General features: G+C 63.6%; 12 protein-coding genes. 8 read left to right on the top strand and 4 right to left on the bottom strand.

All coding sequences use genetic code 11. The features are described from left to right. Positions 1–16 precede the first annotated feature (16 nt). From CAG31_RS03285 to CAG31_RS03250, 8 genes are all read left to right on the top strand, one after another. Positions 17–256 carry a LapA family protein gene (locus CAG31_RS03285; protein ID WP_085578043.1) on the top strand — a complete coding sequence of 80 codons (240 nt, stop codon included), beginning with the start codon at positions 17–19 and terminating at the stop codon, positions 254–256. 236 nt (positions 257–492) lie between these two features. Beyond that, positions 493–1,569 (top strand): dTDP-glucose 4,6-dehydratase, encoded by a 1,077-nt coding sequence (gene rfbB, locus CAG31_RS03280; protein ID WP_085578042.1) that lies wholly within the window; start codon positions 493–495, stop codon positions 1,567–1,569. Beyond that, positions 1,566–2,459: a dTDP-4-dehydrorhamnose reductase gene (gene rfbD, locus CAG31_RS03275; protein WP_085578041.1), complete on the top strand. Its 894-nt coding sequence runs from the start codon at positions 1,566–1,568 to the stop codon at positions 2,457–2,459. The genes rfbB and rfbD overlap by 4 nt, the downstream gene beginning before the upstream one ends. Further along, positions 2,456–3,346, top strand: coding sequence for a glucose-1-phosphate thymidylyltransferase RfbA (gene rfbA, locus CAG31_RS03270; protein WP_085578040.1), 891 nt, complete (start codon positions 2,456–2,458; stop codon positions 3,344–3,346). Before rfbD ends, rfbA begins: the two co-directional genes overlap by 4 nt. A gap of 187 nt (positions 3,347–3,533) precedes the next feature. Then, positions 3,534–4,976, top strand: coding sequence for a mannose-1-phosphate guanylyltransferase/mannose-6-phosphate isomerase (locus CAG31_RS03265; RefSeq protein ID WP_085578039.1), 1,443 nt, complete (start codon positions 3,534–3,536; stop codon positions 4,974–4,976). A gap of 149 nt (positions 4,977–5,125) precedes the next feature. After that, positions 5,126–6,490, top strand: coding sequence for a phosphomannomutase (locus CAG31_RS03260; RefSeq protein ID WP_085578277.1), 1,365 nt, complete (start codon positions 5,126–5,128; stop codon positions 6,488–6,490). 101 nt (positions 6,491–6,591) lie between these two features. Continuing rightward, positions 6,592–7,818, top strand: coding sequence for a glycosyltransferase family 4 protein (locus tag CAG31_RS03255; protein ID WP_139831346.1), 1,227 nt, complete (start codon positions 6,592–6,594; stop codon positions 7,816–7,818). Next, positions 7,815–9,200 carry a glycosyltransferase family 1 protein gene (locus CAG31_RS03250; protein WP_085578037.1) on the top strand — a complete coding sequence of 462 codons (1,386 nt, stop codon included), beginning with the start codon at positions 7,815–7,817 and terminating at the stop codon, positions 9,198–9,200. Before CAG31_RS03255 ends, CAG31_RS03250 begins: the two co-directional genes overlap by 4 nt. Positions 9,201–9,249: 49 nt before the next feature. Here CAG31_RS03250 and CAG31_RS03245 read toward each other — a convergent pair whose 3' ends face one another. From CAG31_RS03245 to CAG31_RS03230, 4 genes are read right to left on the bottom strand one after another with little or no spacing between them, the layout of a single operon-like run. Then, positions 9,250–10,536: a glycosyltransferase gene (locus CAG31_RS03245; protein ID WP_176243856.1), complete on the bottom strand. Its 1,287-nt coding sequence runs from the start codon at positions 10,534–10,536 to the stop codon at positions 9,250–9,252. Between the two features lie 8 nt (positions 10,537–10,544). After that, positions 10,545–11,582 carry a glycosyltransferase family 4 protein gene (locus tag CAG31_RS03240; RefSeq protein WP_085578035.1) on the bottom strand — a complete coding sequence of 346 codons (1,038 nt, stop codon included), beginning with the start codon at positions 11,580–11,582 and terminating at the stop codon, positions 10,545–10,547. Further along, positions 11,579–12,616: a glycosyltransferase family 4 protein gene (locus CAG31_RS03235; RefSeq protein ID WP_085578034.1), complete on the bottom strand. Its 1,038-nt coding sequence runs from the start codon at positions 12,614–12,616 to the stop codon at positions 11,579–11,581. The genes CAG31_RS03240 and CAG31_RS03235 overlap by 4 nt, the downstream gene beginning before the upstream one ends. Further along, positions 12,616–13,719: a DegT/DnrJ/EryC1/StrS aminotransferase family protein gene (locus tag CAG31_RS03230; protein ID WP_085578033.1), complete on the bottom strand. Its 1,104-nt coding sequence runs from the start codon at positions 13,717–13,719 to the stop codon at positions 12,616–12,618. The genes CAG31_RS03235 and CAG31_RS03230 overlap by 1 nt, the downstream gene beginning before the upstream one ends. Positions 13,720–13,728: the final 9 nt, after the last annotated feature.

Raw genomic sequence — 13,728 nt, 5'->3', positions numbered from 1 at the left:
TTTCCGGGGAGTCGGCATGAGCCCTCTCAAACGTATCGTGGCAGGCGTCTTCCTGCTGGTGCCGGTGCTGGCCACCCTTGCGTTCATGCTGGAAAACCAGCAACCGCTTTCGCTGCGCTTCATGGGTTGGGTCGGCCCCGAGCTGCCTGTGTCGTTGATCATGGTGCTGGCGTTGCTGTTCGGCATGTTGATCGGCCCGCTGATCGGTTGGCTTTTCGGGCGGTCGTCCAGGGCGTCCCGCAAACGTCTCGCCTGACACATGCGGCGACAAAGCCGAATGTCGGTGCTGTTCCGTTTGGTTCGCAGCCTATCCAGATCCATTAGTAAATCGTTCATTAAGCTGTAAAATGCCGCCCTGACCGACTGGAGGCATCTTTGCGCTTCCGTCAGGACCGATTTCGATAGAGGCCTCTTCGTTCAGGGGCTTTTGTATTCGTGGATTTGACATCGCCCGGTCGGCGATCCGTCAGCAGCTCAAGGGTATGACTTCGCGTGAAAATTCTCGTAACCGGCGGTGCCGGATTCATCGGCTCGGCCGTTATCCGTCACATCATTTCCAACACGCCCGATTCCGTGGTGAACGTCGATAAGCTGACCTACGCCGGTAATCTCGAATCGTTGGCGCAAGTGAGCCAGGACGAGCGTTACGTTTTCGAGCGGGTCGACATCTGCGACCGCGGGCAGATCGACCGCGTCCTCAATGAGCATCAGCCGGATGCGATCATGCACCTGGCCGCGGAGTCCCACGTCGACCGCTCGATCTCCGGGCCGTCCGAATTCATCCAGACCAACATCATCGGCACGTACACCCTGCTTGAGGCCGCGCGCCAGTACTGGGGCGCGATGGACGAGGCGCACAAGGCGCGCTTCCGCTTCCATCACATCTCGACCGACGAGGTGTACGGCGACCTGGAAGGGCCGGAAGACCTCTTCACCGAGACCACGCCCTACCAGCCGAGCTCCCCGTATTCGGCGAGCAAGGCCAGTTCGGACCATCTGGTTCGCGCCTGGGCCCGTACCTATGGCCTGCCGACCCTGGTCACCAATTGCTCCAACAACTACGGCCCCTGCCATTTCCCCGAGAAGCTGATCCCGCTGATCATTCTCAACGCGCTGGAAGGCAAGCCGTTGCCTGTGTACGGCAAAGGCAACCAAGTGCGCGACTGGCTGTATGTCGAAGATCACGCGCGGGCGCTCTACAAGGTCGTGACCGAGGGCGTTGTCGGCGAGACCTACAACATCGGCGGACACAACGAAAAGCAGAACATCGAAGTGGTGCATGCGCTTTGCGCCTTGCTCGATGAGCTGCGTCCGGAATCCGCCCATCGCCCGCATGCGGACCTGATCACGTATGTCCAGGACCGCCCCGGCCACGACCAGCGGTATGCCATCGATGCCAGCAAGATCCAGCGTGAGCTGGGCTGGGCGCCCGAGGAAACCTTCGAGACCGGCATCCGCAAGACCGTCGAGTGGTACCTGAACAACGCGGAGTGGGTGGCCCACGTCAAGAGCGGCAGCTACCAGCAGTGGATCGAGCAGAACTACGCGGGCCGTTCGGGCAAGCCATGAAGATTCTACTGCTGGGCAAAAGCGGGCAGGTGGGCTGGGAGCTGCAACGCTCGCTCGCGCCCCTCGGCGAGCTGATCTGCTTGGATCGTCATGGGGCGCCGGGGCTGTGCGGAGATCTTGCCGACCTGGACGGTCTGCGCGCGACCCTGCAAACGGTGCGGCCGGACGTCATCGTCAATGCCGCGGCCTACACCGCCGTCGACAAGGCAGAGGCCGAGCGGGAGTTGGCCGAACGGGTGAATGCCCAGGCGAGCCGGGTCATGGCCGAGGAAGCGGCGCGCCTGGGGGTGTGGCTGATCCACTATTCCACCGATTACGTCTTCAGCGGCGAGGGGGCCGCGCCTTGGCTGGAGACCGATGCGGTGGCCCCGCTGAACCACTACGGCGCCAGCAAGGCGGCGGGTGAGCAGGCGATCATCGCCAGCGGCTGCAAGCACCTGATTTTCCGCACCAGTTGGTGCTATGGCTCCCGCGGCGGCAATTTCGCCAAGACCATGCTGAGGCTGGCCCGTGAGCGCGCAAGCCTCGACGTCGTCGCCGACCAGGTCGGCGCGCCGACCGGTGCGGACCTGATCGCAGACGTCACGGCCCACGCCATCCAGCAGGTCCAACAGCGTCCCGAACTGGCAGGCGTGTATCACCTCGTGGCCGGCGGTGAGGTGTCCTGGCACGGCTACGCCGCTTTCGTCATCGGCCTTGCCCGGGACCTCGGCGAGGAGCTGGCGGTCACGCAGATCAATCCGATCGATTCCGCCGCCTATCCGACCCCGGCCCGCCGCCCCCTGAACTCGCGGCTGAGCAACCAGAAACTGCGCGACAACTTTTCTTTGCACTTGCCGGATTGGCAAAGTGGCGTCACACGAATGCTTAGGGAAATTCTCAACAAATGATCAAGACAAACCGTAAAGGCATCATCCTGGCCGGCGGCTCGGGCACCCGTCTGCATCCGGTCACGCTCGGTGTGTCCAAGCAGTTGCTGCCGATCTACGACAAGCCGATGATTTTCTATCCGCTGTCGGTGCTCATGCTGGCCGGCATGCGTGAAATCCTGATCATTTCCACCCCTGAAGACTTGCCCAATTTCCGCAAGCTGCTGGGCGACGGCAGCCTCTACGGCATCGAGCTGAGCTACGCCGAGCAGCCAAGCCCCGACGGCCTGGCGCAGGCGTTCATCATCGGCGAGTCGTTCATCGGCGACGATCCGTGCTGCCTGATCCTGGGCGACAACATCTTCTACGGGCAGTACTTCACCGAAAACCTGCGTTCGGCCAATGCCCAGCCTTCCGGGGCGACGGTGTTCGGCTATCACGTCAGTGACCCGGAGCGCTTCGGCGTGGTCGAATTCGACGCATCGGGCAGCGCCCTGAGCATCGAAGAGAAACCGCTGAAGCCCAAATCCAACTATGCGGTCACCGGGCTGTACTTCTACGACAACAAAGTGGTCGAGATCGCGAAAGGCATCAAGCCATCGGCGCGCGGCGAGCTGGAAATCACCGACATCAACCGCGCGTACCTGGAGCAGAAGACCCTCAACGTCGAAATGCTGGGCCGCGGGTTCGCCTGGCTGGACACCGGTACGCACGATTCGCTGCTGGAGGCCGGGCACTTCGTCCACACCATCGAGCACCGTCAGGGGCTGAAGGTCGCGTGCCTGGAAGAGATCGCCTACAACAACGGCTGGATCGACGCAGAGCAACTGAAGGTTCAGGCCGAGCGTCTGAAGAAGACCGGTTACGGTCAGTATCTTCAGAAGCTGCTGGATCACCCGACGATGTGAGGCCGGCCGTTCTGTCGGTTGCTGTGGCCCGTATGCACGTGCCGAGTGATCTATGGGGGGCTGGCGCTGTAGAATGGCCGCCAGCGGCGAGGGTTTTGCACTGAATCCGGTGCACGAACGACCAGAAACATAACTGAACCCGCTTGCCCGCCGGTCATCCGCGGGAAGGGGCTTAAGGATTTAGAGCATGGAACTGATTCCCGTAATTTTGTCTGGCGGAGTGGGCAGCCGGTTGTGGCCGGTTTCCCGTGAGGCCCATCCAAAGCCGTTCATGGAGCTGCCGGATGGCCAGAATCTGATCCAGAAGACGTTCCTGCGCGCTTCGCGCCTGGAAGGGGTTGTCGAAGTCCTGACGGTCACCAACCGTGAGCTGCTGTTCAAGACCGAGGACGAGTACGGCCTGGTCAACAAGGCCGGGCACGCCCAGGGCTTCATCCTCGAGCCGTTCGGCCGCAACACCGCAGCCGCCGTCGCTGCGGCGGCGCTTTCGCTGGAGGCCAGCCACGGCGCCGACGCCCACATGCTGGTGCTGGCGGCCGACCACCTGATCAAGGACGAGAAAGCGTTTGCGGCGGCCGTGGCGAACGCCGTCACCCTGGCTTCCGAGGGCTGGCTGGTCACCTTCGGCATCCAGCCGACCTATCCTGAAACCGGCTTCGGCTACATCGAGGCGCAAAAGTCCGCTCCGCTCAAGGGCGGCCTGAAGGTGGCGCGTTTCGTCGAGAAGCCGAACCTGGAAACCGCCCAAGGCTACCTCAGCGCCGGCAACTACTTCTGGAACTCCGGCATGTTCTGCTTCCGCGTCGGCACGGTGCTGGAGGAGCTGCGCCAGCACGCTCCCGACGTCGTCGCCGCGGTCGCCAAGACCATCGAGGCGTCGCGCCTGACGTCGTCCGACAACTACCGTTGCCTGGCCCTGGACAGCGGGCTGTTCGCCCAGGTGCCGGACATCTCCATCGACTACGCGCTGATGGAGCGTTCCCAGAAGGTCGCGACCATCCCTTGCGACATCGGCTGGAGCGACATCGGTTCCTGGAACGCGGTGAGCGAACTGACCCCGGCGGACGAGAACGGCAACCGGTTCGAAGGCGAGGTGCTGGCCCACGACTCGCGCAACAACTACGTGAACAGCGAAGAGCGCCTGACCGCCCTGGTCGGCGTGGAGGACCTGCTGGTCATCGACACCCCTGACGCCGTGATGATCGCCCACAAGGATCACGCCCAGGACGTGAAGCACATCGTCAGCCAGCTCAAGGCCTGCAGCCACACGGTGCACCTGCTGCACCGCACGGTCCATCGCCCGTGGGGCACCTACACCACCCTGGAAGAGGGCAAGCGCTTCAAGATCAAGCGCATCGTCGTCAAGCCGAAGGCCTCGCTGTCGCTGCAGATGCATCACCACCGCAGCGAGCACTGGATCGTCGTCGAGGGCATGGCGGTGGTGGTCAACGATCAGCAGAAGCTGATGCTGAACACCAACGAATCGACCTTCATCCGCGCCGGCCACCAGCACCGTCTGGAGAACCCGGGCGTGATTCCGCTGGTGCTGATCGAAGTGCAGAGCGGCGATTACCTGGGCGAGGACGATATCGTCCGCTTCGAAGACAACTACGGCCGCGTCGACAAGTAACTGCGGGCCGGACGCCATAAGCCTGACCGGTGCATGTTCTGCCGGTCAGGCTTATTTGCATGTGTCGATCTTCGACACCCATCCATCCCGACGGCGCGCAGCGGATGTTCCCGGCGTGCCGTCACCTGAATCCCGAGCAAGAGACCAGCATGCATACCCCTATCAAGACCCAGTGCTTCAAGGCTTACGACATTCGCGGCCAGGTGCCTTCGGACCTCAATGAAGAGGTCGCCTACCGGATCGGCCGAGCGATGGTCACTGAGCTTCAAGGCAAAAGCATTGTGCTGGGTCGGGACATGCGGCTCGAGAGCCCGATGCTGGCCGAGGCGATGACGCGGGGCCTGCTCGAAGCCGGCGCCGATGTGATCGACATCGGCCTGTGCGGCACCGAAGAGGTGTATTTCGCCACCAGCGCGTTCGGCGCCGACGGCGGCGTGATGATCACGGCCAGCCACAACCCCAAGGGCTACAACGGCATGAAGCTGGTCAAGTCGCAGTCGCGGCCGATCAGCGGCGACACCGGGCTCAACGCCATCCGCGACCGCGTCGACAGCGGTGACCTGGGCCCGTTGGCCGCCACGCCGGGCAGCGTCCGCGTCGAAGCGGACAAGGGGCGCTACATCGAGCACCTGCTGACCTACATCGACGTCGCCACGCTCAAGCCCCTGAAGGTGCTGGCCGACCCGGGCAACGGTGCCGCAGGCCCGGCGCTGCAGGCGCTGATCGATCGGCTGCCGTTTGAATGGGTGGTCATCAACGCCGAGCCGGACGGCCATTTCCCCAACGGCGTGCCCAACCCGCTGCTGCCGGAAAACCGTGACCTGACCCGCCAGGCCTTGCTGGACAACGGCTGCGACATCGGCCTGGCCTGGGACGGCGATTTCGACCGTTGCTTCTTCTTCGACGGCAACGGGCGGTTCATCGAGGGTTACTACATCGTGGGCCTGCTGGCCGAGATGCTGCTCAAGCAGCACCCGGGCAGCAAGATCATCCACGACCCGCGACTGACCTGGAACACCATCGACCAGGTCGAGCAGGCCGGCGGCGTCCCTGTGCTGTGCAAGACCGGGCACGCGTTCATCAAGGAGCGCATGCGCCTGGAAGATGCGATCTACGGCGGCGAAATGAGCGCCCACCACTACTTCCGCGACTTTGCCTACTGCGACAGCGGGATGATTCCGTGGCTGCTCGTGGCGGCCTTGATGTCCGCCACCGGCAAGACGCTGGCCCAGCTGGTCGACGAGCGGATTGCCGCTTACCCCTGCAGCGGCGAGGTCAACTACCGGGTGGCGGACGTGCCGGCGGTGCTGGAGAAGGTGCTGGCGCATTACCTGCCGCACGGCCCGGAGCTCGACAAGACCGACGGCATCAGCCTGTCCTTCGGTGACTGGCGTTTCAACCTGCGCGGTTCCAACACCGAACCGCTGTTGCGGCTCAATGTCGAAGCGAAGGGCGACGAGGCGCTGATGCAGGCGCGGTTCAAGGACGTCGAGGCGCTGATCACGGGCGCCTGAGGCTCCGGGTCTTTTGGCAGCCAACGGCGACCGCGCTTCTGTGAGCGAAGCGGTCAGGCGCGGTCGCCGGTCGCGAAGCATCAATTCTGAAGGTTCATAATTTGAAAACGGTTTTATTGCTGAGTACCTATCCGATCGCCAGCCCCCGGCACGGCGGGCAGGTGCGGGTGGCCAACATCGCCTCGACCTTCGAGCAAAGCGGCTGGAGCGTGACTCACCTGGCGGTCTATGAGCCGGAAGGTTATCCGCCGTCGACGCTGGGGCCGAACGACGTCAAGTTCCCGGCCGGCAGCGACTTCAGGAAGTACAAGGGTGCTTACGTGCCCTTGATCAATGACCTGCTTTCGGGGGAGTTCGCGGCCTCGGAGCAGGGCGGGTTCCCGGAGATCCTCAAGAAGCTGCCGCCGGCCATCGACGTCATCCATGTCGAGCAGCCGTGGCTGTGGCCGCTGGTGCTGAAGATCAAGCAGATGCCCCAGTACCGCAACGCCTGCCTGATCTACGGTTCGCAGAACATCGAAGCGCCGCTGAAGCAGGAGATCCTCGACAGCTACGGCATCAAGGGCGCAGCGCCGGTGATCGCCGACATCGAGGCGCTGGAGCGCAAGGCGGCGCTGGAGGCGGACATCGCCGTGGCCGTCACGCAGGCGGACTATGACATCCTCAAGGCCTGGGGCGCGGCGATGCCGCTGCTCGCACCCAACGGCATCGCGCCGTGGACCGCCAAGGCCGAGGTCCTCGAGACCTGGAAGGCGCGCCTGCCGGAATCGCCGTGGATCCTCTACGTCGCCAGCGCCCACCCGCCGAACTTCAAGGGGTTCAACGAGTGCCTGGGCAGTTCCCTGGCGTGCATCCCGCCGGACAGCAAGCTGGTGGTGGTCGGCAGCGTGTGCGAGCACCTGGAGGCGACGCTGCGCGACAGCCGTTGGGGTCAGTTGAACCTGTCGCGCCTGCAGTTGCTGTACATGCTGCCCGACGAAGACCTGGATGCCGTGAAGACCCTCGCCCATGCGTTCCTGTTGCCGATCCCCCATGGCGGCGGCTCGAACATCAAGACGGCGGAAGCCATCTATTCGGGCAAGTATGTGGTCGGCACCGAGTCGGCGTTCCGCGGGTTCGAGCAGCATCTGAGCCAGCCGGAAATCAGCGTCGCGCGTTCGCCTGCCGAGTTTCACGCTGCGATCCGTGGCCGTTTGACCGGGCCGGCGTCGACAGAGGGCAAGGGACCGGACAGAGCGTCCCGTGAGCCGTTGACCTGGGCCCGGAGCCTGGAACCGATTCCGCAAGCAGCGGCACAAGTCATTGAGAAGAAGGCGCAAGAGGCATGACCACCTGGTTTGATGTGACGACCATTCTGGGCTGGCGCCGGCCAGCGGTAGGCATTATCCGCACCGAAGCGGAAGCGGCCGCCCATGCGCTTGAGCTGATCGCTGCCGGCGAAGACGTGAAGTTCTGCGCCTACGACCATGCCGCCGGCTACGCGGCGGTCTCGGCCGGTGACGTCGCGGCCACGCTGAAGCGCATTTCCGGCGCCCACGCCGTGGCGCCAGGCAAGGTCGCCAGCGGCGCCGCGAACAAAAGCTCGATCGAAGCCCGGCTCAAGGATAAGGCCATCAAGGTGCTGAACCGGCTGCCGACGCGCCTGAGCGGGCGGATCTATCAGTTCTTCCAGCAGCGTCGGGTCTCGATCGTCGAGGCGGTGATCGGCGTGCGGCATTTGCGTTCGGCGGCCAAGGCCTTCCTGAAGCCGGCCAACCGCGGTTACGTGTTCGCGCCGGTTGCCCGCAAGGCCGGCATTGCCGGGCATCCCTTCTCCAAGGGCGACAGCTACATTTCCGTCGGCCTGGATTGGGACAACAAGGATCTGCCGTACCTGTACGAGCTCAAGAAGAAGGTCGGCCTGCGGGTCGTCCTTTGCTGCTACGACGTGATCCCTGTGCGCTTGCCGCACCTGTGCGTGGGTGACGTGGCGGCCAAGTTCGCCAACTACTTCACCGATGTCGCCTGGTGCGCGGACAAGATCCTGTGCATTTCGGAATGCACCCGCAAAGACCTGATTTCGCTGCTGAGCGAGTTGGGTGCGCCTGTTCCTGAGACGGCAGTGGTCAAGCTGGGTTGCCAGTTGTCCCATGAGTTGAGCGACGACATCAGCGCGGACGTGAAGGCCCTGCTGAAGGAGCGTTTCGTGCTGTTCGTGTCGACCATCGAGCGTCGCAAGAACCATGAGGTGCTGTACCGGGCCTACACGCGCCTGGTCGACAAAGGCGTGCAGGACCTGCCCAAGCTGGTGTTCGTCGGCATGCCGGGCTGGGGCGTGGGGGATCTGCTGATGGACATCAACCTTGATCCGCGCACGAAAGACCACATCCGCATCCTCAACAATGTCTCCGACTCGGATCTGATGCACCTGTATCGCCATTGCATGATGACGGCCTTCCCGTCGCTGTACGAAGGCTGGGGCCTGCCGGTGGCGGAAAGCCTGGCGGCGGGCAAGTACTGCCTGGCCTCCAGTGCGGCTTCGATTCCGGAGGTCGGTGGGGATCTGCTGGATTACCTGGAGCCGTGGGACGTCACGGTGTGGGCGGCGGAGCTGGAAAAGTACGCCTTCGACCCGGCGGCGTTGGCCGCCAAGGAAGAGGCGATCCGCCAGCGCTACCTGCCGGTGGCCTGGAAAGAGACCGCTCAGGTCGTTTTCGACAGTTCGAGATAGTCAGGCGTCGGTGGCGCAGGCCCGGCGATCCGGGCCTGCGCCGCGAGACCTAGACGATGGTGTTGGTGTTGAACACGCTCAGCGGCGCCTGAATGTCCGCCGTCGCCAGCAGGGCAGGGTTGGCCGACCATTGTTCGATGATGCCTGAAAAGTGATCGACGGCCTTGAGCAGCACCTTCGCGCGAAGCGAAGCGCCGACCGCCAGCTCCAGCTTCTGTGCGTAGTTTTCGGCCGTGAACGTTTCCCGTGCCCACGCTTGTGCCCGCTGCCCGATGGCATTGGCCGATGTCCGGTCCTCGTGGAGCGAAAGGAAGATCCGTTTCAGATCCTCCACTTCATTGTCCGCCGATATCTTCAGGACGCACGCGTCGGGCAGCTCACTGTAGAAGCCGGTGTCCGTGACGATCGTGGCCTTGCCGTAGAGCATCGCTTCGATGGCCGAGGCGGAGGCGGCCTCCAGGCTGGGCCAGCGCAGGCAACTGATGACATCCGCTTCGCGGATGGCTTCGGACAGCGCCGCGTCATCGACCTCGTTGGAGATGATCAGCTCGACGCCGCTGTCGAGCGCCAGCTCGGACAGTCGTTTTTCCGTTTCCGGAAGGATGGCGCCGACCAGCCGGTAACGGACGTTCGCCCGCAGTGAAGGGCTTTGGGCGATGGCCTGGATGCAGCGTTCGACCCGCTTGTTGGGGTTGACGTGGCCGATGGTCAGGACATTCAGACGGTCACCGCCGGTGTGCCCGTCGTTGCCTGTGGCGCCGGGGGCGTCGTAGGCCAGCGGCGTCACGTAGACCGGGCCGGCACAGGCCGCCAGCACGCGCTCGCAACCCCAATTGCTGTGGGTGATCACGGTGCTGGCCATCGAGCTGATCCACTCGGTGAGCGGGGCTTCGTTGAGGGTCTGGCTGATGAAGACCGAACCGTCATGGATCTGGAAGTACCCCTGCGCAACGGCGTTTCCATACCACTGCTCCAGGATCCTGACCGCCTCTTCGCGCCGGTTCTGCGACCAGCCGAAAAACAGATGCCCGAGAAAGAAGTCGTGCAGGCAGACGACGCCGGGGGTCTTGGTCAGCCAGGCGATGCCGCCTTCATGGAACTCGTAGCTGTTGCCGATCTGATAGACGCATTCGTCGGCCGCTTCGATTTCCCGGGCGACTTGGGCTTCGTCGGTCCATGGCAGCACGGTGCAGCCGAAGTCGTGCAGCTCGTCGGCCGTGACGTGCTGGCTTTCGGTGCGGACCACCACGACCTGGTGTTGCTGGGCCAGGAGCTGGCGGACGACGAGCCGGGTCATCCGGCCGATGGCCGACGTCTTGACGGCCGGCGTGAACATGACAAGTTTCATTTGATCAGTGCCTCGACAGTCTCCGGCCAATTGATGCCCAGGCTGTTCCACAGCGTCTGTGCCCCTTCCCCGTACTGTCGGGTCCTGGCCCTGTTCTCGTAAGCGGCGTTCATCGCTTGCGCCAGGCTCTCCGCCGACGGCTCTGCCCGCCATCCGGTTTCGCCGGGCACCACCAGGCCGAGGATCCCGCCGCTGTCGGTGGTCGTGATCAATGCCTTGCGGGCGGTCGCCGCTTCCATGCTGACGTAACCCAACGAGTCTTCGTCGAACGGAATGTAGGCAACGGCCAGCGCACGGTTGACGTAGTCCACGTAGGTCGCGCGAGGCAGGAAGCGCAGGTCGAGCCTGACGCGGTCCTGCAGCCCGAACTGCTCGATGATCGCATGCAGTTGCTGTGTGTCGGCAGGCGTTTCGGGCGGGCCGGCAATGATCATTTTCACGCGCCGGTCGGCTTTGGCCAGGGCTTGCAGCAGCAGGTACTGGCGTTTCATGCCGTTGACCCGGCCGCCCGCAAAAATGTAGCCGTCGTCTTCGCCGCCGGTGAAGGCTTCCGGGTCGTTGACGGGCGGAAGCAGCACTTTGGAGTCGAAGCCGTTGTACTTGAGCAGGCGCTGTCGGGTGACTTCCGAGTTGGTGTAGATGTGCCGGCTCTGCGCGAAGGTCTCGTTGTCGGCATGGGCGATGGCTTTGCGGATGTCCGCTCCGGTTTCGCCCGGGGGCAGGTTGGTCTGGCCCGCATCGTACAGGTCATAGGCTTGCCGGTACTGGTGCAGCAGCCACAGCGATTTGCGGTGGTGGCGCACCAGGTACGCCGGAAACTTCAGGGCGATGACATGATCGGTATTGGCGATCTCCAGCGTCCGCGCCAACAGCATCTGCGACGGGATGCGGGTGGCCGGCTCCCATTGGAAGGGGATCCGCAGGATTTCCGCGTCATGCCCGGCGACGGTCAGGTTCTTCTGCAGATTGACGGCCAGCTCTTCCGCGCCCCCCCAGATGAAGGGCGCCATGTTGTTCACGATCAATACTTTCATGCCAGAAGACGCTCCAGAACCTGTGTCCAGGAGATCTTCAGGTCGACCAGCCGCTGACTGGCATTCCTGCCCATGGTTTGGGTCACGTTCTTGTCCCGGTAGAGTTTGTCCATGGCGTCGGCCAGGGATTCGGGGGTCGGTTCGGCGACGTAGCCGTTGTGCCCGTCCTGGACCAGCTCCAGCACGCCGCCGGAGTCCGAGGTCGTGAGGATCGGCTTCTGCGCGTGGCTGGCTTCCAGGCTGGGGTATCCGTAGGAGTCTTCGTCCAGCGGCAGATAGGCGGCGGCCAGGCACTGCGACAGATGCTCCACCTTCTCCTCCTCGCTGATCCAGCGGTCTTCCAGCGTGACCCGGTCCGCGACGTTGCAGGTCTCGATCGCCTGCCGGAGGGCGTTGCCGTAGTCCGGGCTCGCGCCCGTTCCCAGGATGCGCAGGCGAACCGGCGTGGTGGTGTAGCTCAACGCCTCGATGAGCAGGTGCTGGCGCTTGTAGTGCTCCAGGCGGCAGATGTAGACGATCTCGTCGTTGTACCCGGCGCAGAAAAAGCGCTCCGGCTGAAAGACCGGCGGATACAGGACTTCGCTGTCGATGCCGTTGTAGGTCTTGAGGCGTTGGGAGACGACTTTCGAGTTGCTGAACACGGTCTTCGCTTCACCCATCGCCAGGGTGTCCACCTCCATCAGGGATTGGCGGATCGCCCGGTTCTCGGCGTTGTCGGGAAAGTCCCGGTACGGGGTGTCCCACAGGTCGTAGAAGGTGCGGATGTGGTGAATGAACCACAGAATCTTGTGCGGGTGCGGTATCAGGTGCGCCTGAGGGCGGAAGCAGATGACCCGGTCCGCCGCCTGCAGGTCCACCCAGCGCAACGCCATCATCTGCTGGAACAGGATGTCGGGCGGAGCGTCGTACTCCGGAAGGTACACGACCTCCACCTGATGTCCGGCTTCGATCAGGGTCGAAGCCAGCCAGTCGACGATGTTTCTTCCGCCGCCCTTGATGAAAGGGACGAATGAAGAGCAAAGGGCGATTTTCATCAGGCCGCCAAGACCTCACGCAAGCTGGCCGCGATCCTGATGATGTCTTCGCGGGTCAGGTCCTGGTGGGTCGGCAGGTTGATGCCGCGGCCGGACCACAGATCCGCCACCGGATAGATGCCGTCTTCCTTGTAGGGCGGCAGGACGTGCATCGGGTAGAACACCGGCCGGGTCTCGATGCCCATCGCGTCCAGCTTCTGCATGACGGCGTCGCGTTTGTGCTCGTCGCCGTCAGCCAGGAAGATGTTGTACATCCAGAACACCTGCTTGGCCCAGGCCGCCTCGGTAGGCAGGACGATCTTGTCCTTGAGGTCGGCCAGCGCCTCGTCGTACCAGTTGGCGATCTGTTCGCGGTCTGCCAGCGAGGTGGCGATGCCTTCCATCTGGGCCAGGCCGATGGCGGCCTGGATGTTGGTCATGCGGTAGTTGTAGCCGATCACCGGGAACCAGTAGCGACGGTTCGGATCCATGCCCTGGCCGCGGAACAGGCGCAGCTTGGCGGCCAGCGCATCGTCGTTGGTGGTGACCATGCCGCCTTCGCCGGTGGTCACGATCTTGTTGCCGAAGAAGCTGAAGGTCGCGCACGTGCCGAGACTGCCGACCTTGCTGCCCTTGACCTCGGCGCCGTGGGCTTCGGCGGCGTCTTCGACGACCCACAGGTTGTGTTTGCGGGCGATGTCGTTGATCACGTCCATCTGCGCCGGATGGCCGTAGAGGTGCACCGGGATGATGCCCTTGGTCTTGGAGGTGATCTTGCTTTCGATGGTCTGTGGATCGATGTTCATCGTATCGGCGCACACATCCACCAGCACCGGTGTGGCGCCGCAGTAGCGGACGGCGTTCGCGGTCGCGATGTATGTCACGGTCGGAATGATGACTTCGTCGCCGGGCTGCAGGTCGAGCACGACCAGCGCCAGGTGCAGGGCGGTGGTGCCGTTGTTGGTCGCGATCGCGTGCTTGACCCCGCAGAAGGCCGCAAAGCTTTCTTCGAAGGCGGTGATGTACTTGCCGTTGGAGGAAATCCAGTTGGTGTCCAGGCAATCGAGTACGTACTTGCGCTCGTTTCCGGCAAGCTTCGGTTGTGCAACGGAAATACGTTTCATGTCTCTTCC

The sequence above is a fragment of the Pseudomonas sp. R25(2017) genome, from assembly GCF_002112565.1.
Lineage (GTDB): Bacteria > Pseudomonadota > Gammaproteobacteria > Pseudomonadales > Pseudomonadaceae > Aquipseudomonas > Aquipseudomonas ekonensis.
Note: the sequence above shows the minus strand (reverse complement) of the source record. Positions and strands in the feature narration are given on the sequence as shown.

What these genes read in the sequence shown, in the direction of transcription:
- CAG31_RS03245 (WP_176243856.1), bottom strand. Translation starts at nt 10,536, where the DNA reads ATGTTCACGCCGGCCGTCAAGACGTCGGCCATCGGCCGGATGACCCGG.
- CAG31_RS03240 (WP_085578035.1), bottom strand. Translation starts at nt 11,582, where the DNA reads ATGAAAGTATTGATCGTGAACAACATGGCGCCCTTCATCTGGGGGGGC.
- CAG31_RS03260 (WP_085578277.1), top strand. Translation starts at nt 5,126, where the DNA reads ATGCATACCCCTATCAAGACCCAGTGCTTCAAGGCTTACGACATTCGC.
- rfbD (WP_085578041.1), top strand. Translation starts at nt 1,566, where the DNA reads ATGAAGATTCTACTGCTGGGCAAAAGCGGGCAGGTGGGCTGGGAGCTG.
- rfbA (WP_085578040.1), top strand. Translation starts at nt 2,456, where the DNA reads ATGATCAAGACAAACCGTAAAGGCATCATCCTGGCCGGCGGCTCGGGC.
- CAG31_RS03285 (WP_085578043.1), top strand. Translation starts at nt 17, where the DNA reads ATGAGCCCTCTCAAACGTATCGTGGCAGGCGTCTTCCTGCTGGTGCCG.
- CAG31_RS03265 (WP_085578039.1), top strand. Translation starts at nt 3,534, where the DNA reads ATGGAACTGATTCCCGTAATTTTGTCTGGCGGAGTGGGCAGCCGGTTG.
- CAG31_RS03235 (WP_085578034.1), bottom strand. Translation starts at nt 12,616, where the DNA reads ATGAAAATCGCCCTTTGCTCTTCATTCGTCCCTTTCATCAAGGGCGGC.
- CAG31_RS03250 (WP_085578037.1), top strand. Translation starts at nt 7,815, where the DNA reads ATGACCACCTGGTTTGATGTGACGACCATTCTGGGCTGGCGCCGGCCA.
- CAG31_RS03230 (WP_085578033.1), bottom strand. Translation starts at nt 13,719, where the DNA reads ATGAAACGTATTTCCGTTGCACAACCGAAGCTTGCCGGAAACGAGCGC.